Source organism: Pseudomonas sp. MWU15-20650, assembly GCF_023242475.1.
Taxonomy (GTDB): Bacteria; Pseudomonadota; Gammaproteobacteria; order Pseudomonadales; family Pseudomonadaceae; genus Aquipseudomonas.
In genome coordinates, this window is record NZ_JALJFG010000035.1 from 64,261 (window position 1) to 70,690 (window position 6,430).

Consider the following 6,430-nt stretch of genomic DNA (forward strand, 5'->3'; position numbering starts at 1 on the left):
CATGGACGCCATGATCAAAACCCTCACCCTTCTCGTGTTTTTCACGGCCATCATGGGCTGCCAGAGCCTGATCCGGCCTGCCGACTACGACGCCCCACTGGTGGGCCTGCGATGCATGTGGGTCGGCGGCCAGCAGCCGTTTGAGCGGGAGAACCTGCGTTACATCGAGCGCTACGCTGATTATGGAAATGCCACGTGCAAGGCCGCGCTGGGCAAGCTGTATCAGGAAGGGGGATACGGCGTCGATCAAGACTTCAGCAGGGCCCACGCGCTGTTCGTCGAGGCGGCCAAGCTGGACGCGGTCTTCAATGTTCTGTTGGGGCAGATGGCCGAGCGCGGTGAAGGTGAGCCGATGGACTATGTCGCGGCGCGCGCGTTCTATCGCCTCTCGGGCAAGAACGCTGCGTTGCCGCTGGGGCGATTGATGGAGGAGGGCAAGGGCGGCCCGCAGGATTTGCCCGGCGCACTGGCCCTGTATCTGGGCGCGGTCACATATTGTCGCGACGATGCCTGGAAGGCGATGGACCGTTTGCGCCGTGCCGGGCAGCCGCTCAGTGAAGCTCAGGCGCAGCGTTATCAGCAGCTCTGGCTGACAGGTTTTGTCAGGCTACAGGCACGTCGTATGGCGGTAGGCGAGGTGTTCGAAGCCGTCAATGCCACGGGTGAAGCCAAGCACGTGACGTTGTCGTACCGCTTCAAGTCGGACAGCGGTGTACCTCAGGTGACGCTTTTCAAGGGGTCGGGCAATGCCAATGTGGATCAGTGGGTCATGAGGGCAGCGGCGCGGGTCACCCTGGGGGATTGCGCGCCCCTGACGGATAGCTCGGGCGAGATAGAGATCAAGGCGCCGCTGGTTTTCTCACCGCAAGACACACAACACAAGCCCTACCTGGACCGGATCTGCGGCAGGAAACCGTGTGCCTGATTGGGCCGCGAGTACAGTAAGCCCGTGACTTCGCCGGGCTGGTCTAAAGGGCATCTTTTAAAGGCGCTGGAAATACAGTGTGCTAGAAGAGGGCCAGCGTTTATGTGTGGAAAAAACCAATCTCTGTACGGGGGTGTTCGCAACGCTTCTAGTGTGTTCAGCGGATGTTCAGGTTTGTAATTAAACCGCTCGGCTTGAGCAAGTTTTGCGGTGCATTTTTTAACAACTCTTCACGCTTTTGGTCTGGATGGCCCGAAAAGCGGAATGCTAGCCTGCGAACTTTTAAGGGTAGCAGGGCCACATGAAAATGCTCAGGGAAATGGCCGTAAAAAAGCCATGCTCATTTATCTTTATAATCACCTTACTGATATTGGCCGTGCTGCAATACAAGCCGGCCGTGCTCAATTACACCACGCGCTTTGTCGATTTTGCCGAGTACATGCTCCAGCACGGGGTGACACTGTTTCCCATTGCCGATGATCTGCAGCCTTATCCCGATTATACGGTGCTCAATACGCTGCTTGTTTATCTGGTTTCTTTGCCGTTTGGCCGTGTATCTGTTCTTTCGATGGGGTTTCCCTTTTGTGTTGCCGCCGCCTTGATGCTGGTGTTCATTTACAAACTCGGCGCATTGCATGAGAAAAGGTGGGGGGCCTATGGTGTTGTGTTTGCACTCTTCACCTGGTCATTCCTGGACGGTGTGAACTCCTTGGCGCTGGATGTCTACCCTGCGCTTTTTACGGTGATGTGTTTTTACCTGGCCTATGCCGCAGAGGTGCACCAACAACGTTATCGGTTGCTGCTGGTGCTTGCTGGCCTTGCGCTTGGCTTTGCCTTTCGCGGCCCTATTGGTCTGATCGGCCCCGCCAGTGTGGTCGCCTCTTATTATTTCCTGAGCAAGCAATGGCGCATGCTGGTGGTGTTCTGTTTACTGGCGGGCGTGGTTCTGGCCACCGGTATTACAGTGCTGGCAGGGGCGGCCTACGTACAAGGTGGGGAGGCTTTTCTACGCGAGGTATTGATCATGCAAGGGCTGGGGCGGTTTTCCAGTGATCACGCGCCGCGCTACTACTTCTATTTTTCTGCAGGGTTGCTGACCTATGGGGTCACCGCTTTTATTGCTGTGAGCGTTATCTTCAAGAAGGGCAAGTACTTTTTTGAACGCTCGCCTCATCCGGCCACGAACATGCTCTTGTATCTCACGGGCTGGGTGCTTGTGGTGATCGTGCTGTTCACCCTCCCAAGCTCGAAGAAAGCGCGTTACATCCTTTCAATCACGCCCGCGATTTCCTTATTGGCGGCCTATATTTTCGTCGACCGGCGCCGGCTCTTTGCACGAACCCGAGACACGCTGCTGAAGTTTTGCCTGAACCTGCCAGTGGGTGGCCTGGTAATGTTACTGCTCGCCTTTATTTATAGTCTGTATGCGGTGGTGCCTCTGCAGCCTAACTATCTCGGTGCGTCCATGGGCCTGATTACCCTTGTAGCCGTTCGGCCTTGGATGGCGTCACGTCTCTGCGGGCATCCACATCGGGAGTTTGTGATTTTCTGTTTTGGTGCTGGCGCTTTCCTCCTATTGGATATGTTCTTCTTTAACGCTGTTACTTACCACCTGGAGTTGGCCAATGAACCGACACCCAAGTCCCTGCCTTATTGGTTTTGGTGAGGTGTGCGGTCAGAAGGGGGAACTACAACCCTGATGCTATGGATTAGCTCAAAGCCAGGGACGCGAGGCAGACGGCTTTGCAGCTGGGGTGCCGACAGTGGCTTCGGGCGCGGTCACCGAGCTGGATCGAAAGGCAGGGGACTCATTGATGTGAGGACGGCCGAAGGGCCGTATGCCTGCCGCGCTTGAAGAGCCCAGCGGCAGCGATGTTGAGTAGCCGACGGAAATTCGGACAGTGCGCGTGGCTGGGGGCAGGGCATGCAGCCGCATGCCGCAATCCCCGGCTCATGGCCTGCATCTGCCTGACAGTCGCATCGATCTCATCGGCTTTGGCCGTCAGTACGGCTCTATCCACATCGGCCTGACCATTGGGGAGCAGCATGGCCTGTATCTCGTCCAGCGAGAGGCCGCCTGCCTGTCCGAGTGCGATAACCGCCAATTGCTCAACCACCGCCGCTGCAAACTGGCGGCGAGCACCCGGTGGGCTGATGGATGTGATCAAGCCTTTCTTCTCATAAAAACGCAACGTGTGGGCAGGGACTCCCGTGCGTTTGACGACCTCAGTGATATCCATTGGCAGACCATTGACTTGAAGTTGACTTCAACTTCTATGATGCCTGCGCACGATGAATGGGTCCATGAATAAGAGGTCGTTATGGCATTGCTGGAAGTGGTTGCACAGGTGGTTTTGTTGGGGGCGGGGGCAACCGTCGTGATGGATGCGTGGATGTTGCTGATGAAGGCCCTTGGCGTGCCCACGCTGAATATCGCGTTGGTGGGACGTTGGGTCGGTCATGCATGCCAGGGGCGGTTCGCACATTCCAGCATTGGACAGGCGATGCCCGTTCGAGGCGAAGTGGCCCTGGGCTGGATAGCGCACTACGTTACCGGTGTCGTTTTCGCGATATTGCTGGTCTGGATGGAAGGTGTTGCCTGGCTGCAGGCCCCCACCTTCCTGCCGGCACTCGTGTTGGGTGTGGTCACAGTGGCAGTCCCGCTTTTGGTGATACAGCCTGCCATGGGGGTGGGATTTGCATCCTCCAAGACACCGACGCCAGGCAAGAATTGCCTGCGCAGTTTAATGAGTCATGGCGTCTTTGGCGTGGGCCTCTACTTGGCCGCGCTGGCCATTACCTGGGCCTGGCACTAACAGGCGCGACACTTAAAGCACATGCGAAGCCTCTACGCGCGCCGTCGCCAATGGTGGTCGGCGAAGGGTAGGGGTATGGCATACTCCCCGGCCTCACTCAACGATTGCCTCTTCATGATTCGCGACTTACAAAGCGTCGACCTAGAGTCCGTATTGGATATTTGGTTACGAGCGTCGATCCAAGCGCATCACTTCATAGCCCCTGAGTTTTGGCGCACCCAACTTGACGCTATGCGTGAGGTGTACCTACCCAGCGCCATGTCTCGAGTGTTTGAGGTAGATGGGGTGATAGTAGGATTTTCCTCTGTGTATGGAGAGACGCTGGCGGCACTCTTCGTCTCGCCTGAGCATCAAGGGCGCGGTATAGGTACGCAGCTTCTGGTGGATGCCATGACCTCTAAATCAATTCTAGAGCTGTCTGTGTACTCAGCGAATGCACCGAGTATTCATTTTTATGAGCATCAGGGCTTTACAGTGCTCAATGAACAACTGGACGAGCACACCGGCCACCTTGAGAAGGTGATGCGCTGGGAGGCTTAGTTAGCCTCTGAGTGTTGCCGACCTCTCATGGTTGACTGGATTCGCAAGATTGAGCTTGCCTTGAATACTTGCAGGTGAGCTGTCGTTGCGTACTCTGTAATATCGCATGGTTTATTTGTAACAAATGAATTCGTTTTTAATCAAGCCGTTTGCCCCCGATACAGAGGACAAATAGGGCGAACAGTGAAAAAAACAATCGCCTTGTTACTCGCCCTCTTTCTTTTCGCTTTGCGAGCATGAAGACCCGCCCTGGCAGCCTCTATCTCTCATGCTCTCGGTCAACTAACGATGTTCACCGCCGCCTGATGATTAAAACAGTCAACCCCTGGCCCTTGACAGTGTTTTGAAGAGCGCCTGATCACTAACTAATAATTAAATTAGACACCAACTTACAGGCCATGCCAGTTTCATCCTGCCTCCAATGAAGGGCGCGCCGGTTCTTTTCGAAGGAGCAGCGTCGTCTATTGGGTTTTTTTCAGCGGTTAACAAGGATGTCTATGTCAAAGCTAAAAGAGAAAGTGCTTTCTTCTGTCGGCCAGAGCAGCAAGGCCCATGATCAGGTCGACAGTTTCATCCATGGGTATGATCGCGGTGGGGTCGACCTGGTGAACGGCAAGCCTTCGTTCACCGCCGATCAGGCCGCAGACGAATTGCTGCGCAAAGGCGCGAGCTGGCATGACCAGAACGGCGACGGAAAAATCAGCCTCAGCTATACATTCCTGACCTCCAAGCCCGCAGATTTCAACCCGGCCCTGGGTACGTTCAGTGAGTTCAATGCACTGCAAAAAGCTCAGGCAGTACTCGCCCTGCAGTCCTGGGCTGATGTGGCCAATGTCACCTTCACCGACGCCCCAGGGGGGGTCGATGGTCAGCTGACGTTTGGCAACTACAGCGGCTTTGCCGGCGGCGCCGCCTTCGCCTACTTGCCAACCGGTGGTTCACGTGACGGCCAGTCCTGGTACATGGTCAATGACCAATATCAGACCAACACCACCCCGGACAACGGCAACTACGGCCGGCAGACCCTGACCCACGAAATCGGTCATTCCCTGGGCCTGTCCCATCCCGGCAACTACAACGCCGGTAACGGCAGCCCGACGTATAACGATGTCACGTATGCCGAGGACACGCGTGGCTATAGCCTCATGAGTTACTGGAGTGAAAGTAATACCCAGCAGAACTTCAGTGGTGCGTATTCGTCTGCCCCGTTGATGGACGATATCGTGGCAATCCAGAAGCTCTACGGGGCCAACCTGGATACCCGCGACGGCAACACCGTCTACGGTTTCAATTCGAACACCGAGCGTGATTTCTACACGGCGAACACCTCCAGCGACAAGCTGGTGTTCTCGGTGTGGGACGGCGGCGGTAACGACACCCTGGACTTTTCCGGTTTCAGCCAGAACCAGAAAATCAACCTCAATGCGGGTTCGTTTTCCGACGTGGGTGGTCTGGTGGGTAACGTGTCTATTGCTCATGGGGTGACGCTGGAAAATGCCATCGGGGGGGCGGGTGACGATCTATTGATTGGCAATGCGGCTGCCAACGTCCTCGAAGGCGGTGCCGGGAACGACATCATCTACGGTGGCGGCGGTGGGGATACCTTATGGGGTGGCGCCGGTGCCGATACCTTCGTGTTCGGCCAGGCCAGCGACTCGACGATGGCCGCGCCGGCCTGGATCATGGACTTCACCAGTGGGCAGGACAAAATCGACCTGTCAGGCATTGCCGCGTTCGCCTCAGCCGGCGCGACGCTGAACTTCGTGACGGGTTTCACCGGGCATGCCGGCGACGCCATCCTGACCTACTTCCAGGAGACCAACCAGACCAGCCTGATGGTCGACCTCACCGGCCGTGGCCTGGTGGATTTTGCGGTCGGCACGGTTGGGCAGGCCGCGACGACCGACATCATCGCCTGAGCCAAACCGTCAATAGGCACAAAAAAAGCGAAGCCAGATAACGGGCTTCGCTTTTTGCCTTTCATGCCAACGCCATCGCTTGTGTTGTGACATCAGGGCATAGGTATCTACACAACTTTTGAAGGCCGTCATATTCCCCTGTGGCGAGCGGGCTTGTCCCGCGTTGGGCTGCGCAGCAGCCCCCAAAACTGTCTCTGCGCAGTATCGGGTACACCGCATTCGTCCTTCTT

6 protein-coding genes are annotated in these 6,430 nt (G+C 56.4%); 5 read left to right on the plus strand and 1 reads right to left on the minus strand.

The window, feature by feature from the left end; genetic code table 11:
- Positions 1-10: 10 nt before the first annotated feature.
- Positions 11-925, plus strand: coding sequence for a hypothetical protein (locus tag M5B43_RS22205; RefSeq protein WP_248752090.1), 915 nt, complete (start codon positions 11-13; stop codon positions 923-925).
- 301 nt (positions 926-1,226) lie between these two features.
- On the plus strand, positions 1,227-2,591 hold the full coding sequence (locus M5B43_RS22210) for a hypothetical protein (RefSeq protein ID WP_248752091.1): 1,365 nt from the start codon (positions 1,227-1,229) through the stop codon (positions 2,589-2,591).
- A gap of 142 nt (positions 2,592-2,733) precedes the next feature.
- On the opposite strand, the gene M5B43_RS22215 is transcribed toward M5B43_RS22210, so the two are convergent.
- Positions 2,734-3,165, minus strand: coding sequence for a helix-turn-helix domain-containing protein (locus M5B43_RS22215; protein ID WP_248752092.1), 432 nt, complete (start codon positions 3,163-3,165; stop codon positions 2,734-2,736).
- 81 nt (positions 3,166-3,246) lie between these two features.
- Here M5B43_RS22215 and M5B43_RS22220 point away from each other — a divergent pair, with 81 nt between their 5' ends.
- The 3 genes from M5B43_RS22220 to M5B43_RS22230 all read left to right on the plus strand — a co-directional run bounded on the left by M5B43_RS22220 (position 3,247) and on the right by M5B43_RS22230 (position 6,200).
- Positions 3,247-3,741 carry a DUF2938 domain-containing protein gene (locus M5B43_RS22220; RefSeq protein WP_248752093.1) on the plus strand — a complete coding sequence of 165 codons (495 nt, stop codon included), beginning with the start codon at positions 3,247-3,249 and terminating at the stop codon, positions 3,739-3,741.
- A gap of 114 nt (positions 3,742-3,855) precedes the next feature.
- Positions 3,856-4,281, plus strand: coding sequence for an N-acetyltransferase (locus M5B43_RS22225; RefSeq protein ID WP_248752094.1), 426 nt, complete (start codon positions 3,856-3,858; stop codon positions 4,279-4,281).
- A 497-nt stretch (positions 4,282-4,778) separates the two neighbouring features.
- Positions 4,779-6,200 (plus strand): serralysin family metalloprotease, encoded by a 1,422-nt coding sequence (locus M5B43_RS22230; protein WP_248752095.1) that lies wholly within the window; start codon positions 4,779-4,781, stop codon positions 6,198-6,200.
- Positions 6,201-6,430: the final 230 nt, after the last annotated feature.

What these genes read in the sequence shown, in the direction of transcription:
- M5B43_RS22215 (WP_248752092.1), bottom strand. Translation starts at nt 3,165, where the DNA reads ATGGATATCACTGAGGTCGTCAAACGCACGGGAGTCCCTGCCCACACG.
- M5B43_RS22230 (WP_248752095.1), top strand. Translation starts at nt 4,779, where the DNA reads ATGTCAAAGCTAAAAGAGAAAGTGCTTTCTTCTGTCGGCCAGAGCAGC.
- M5B43_RS22205 (WP_248752090.1), top strand. Translation starts at nt 11, where the DNA reads ATGATCAAAACCCTCACCCTTCTCGTGTTTTTCACGGCCATCATGGGC.
- M5B43_RS22210 (WP_248752091.1), top strand. Translation starts at nt 1,227, where the DNA reads ATGAAAATGCTCAGGGAAATGGCCGTAAAAAAGCCATGCTCATTTATC.
- M5B43_RS22225 (WP_248752094.1), top strand. Translation starts at nt 3,856, where the DNA reads ATGATTCGCGACTTACAAAGCGTCGACCTAGAGTCCGTATTGGATATT.
- M5B43_RS22220 (WP_248752093.1), top strand. Translation starts at nt 3,247, where the DNA reads ATGGCATTGCTGGAAGTGGTTGCACAGGTGGTTTTGTTGGGGGCGGGG.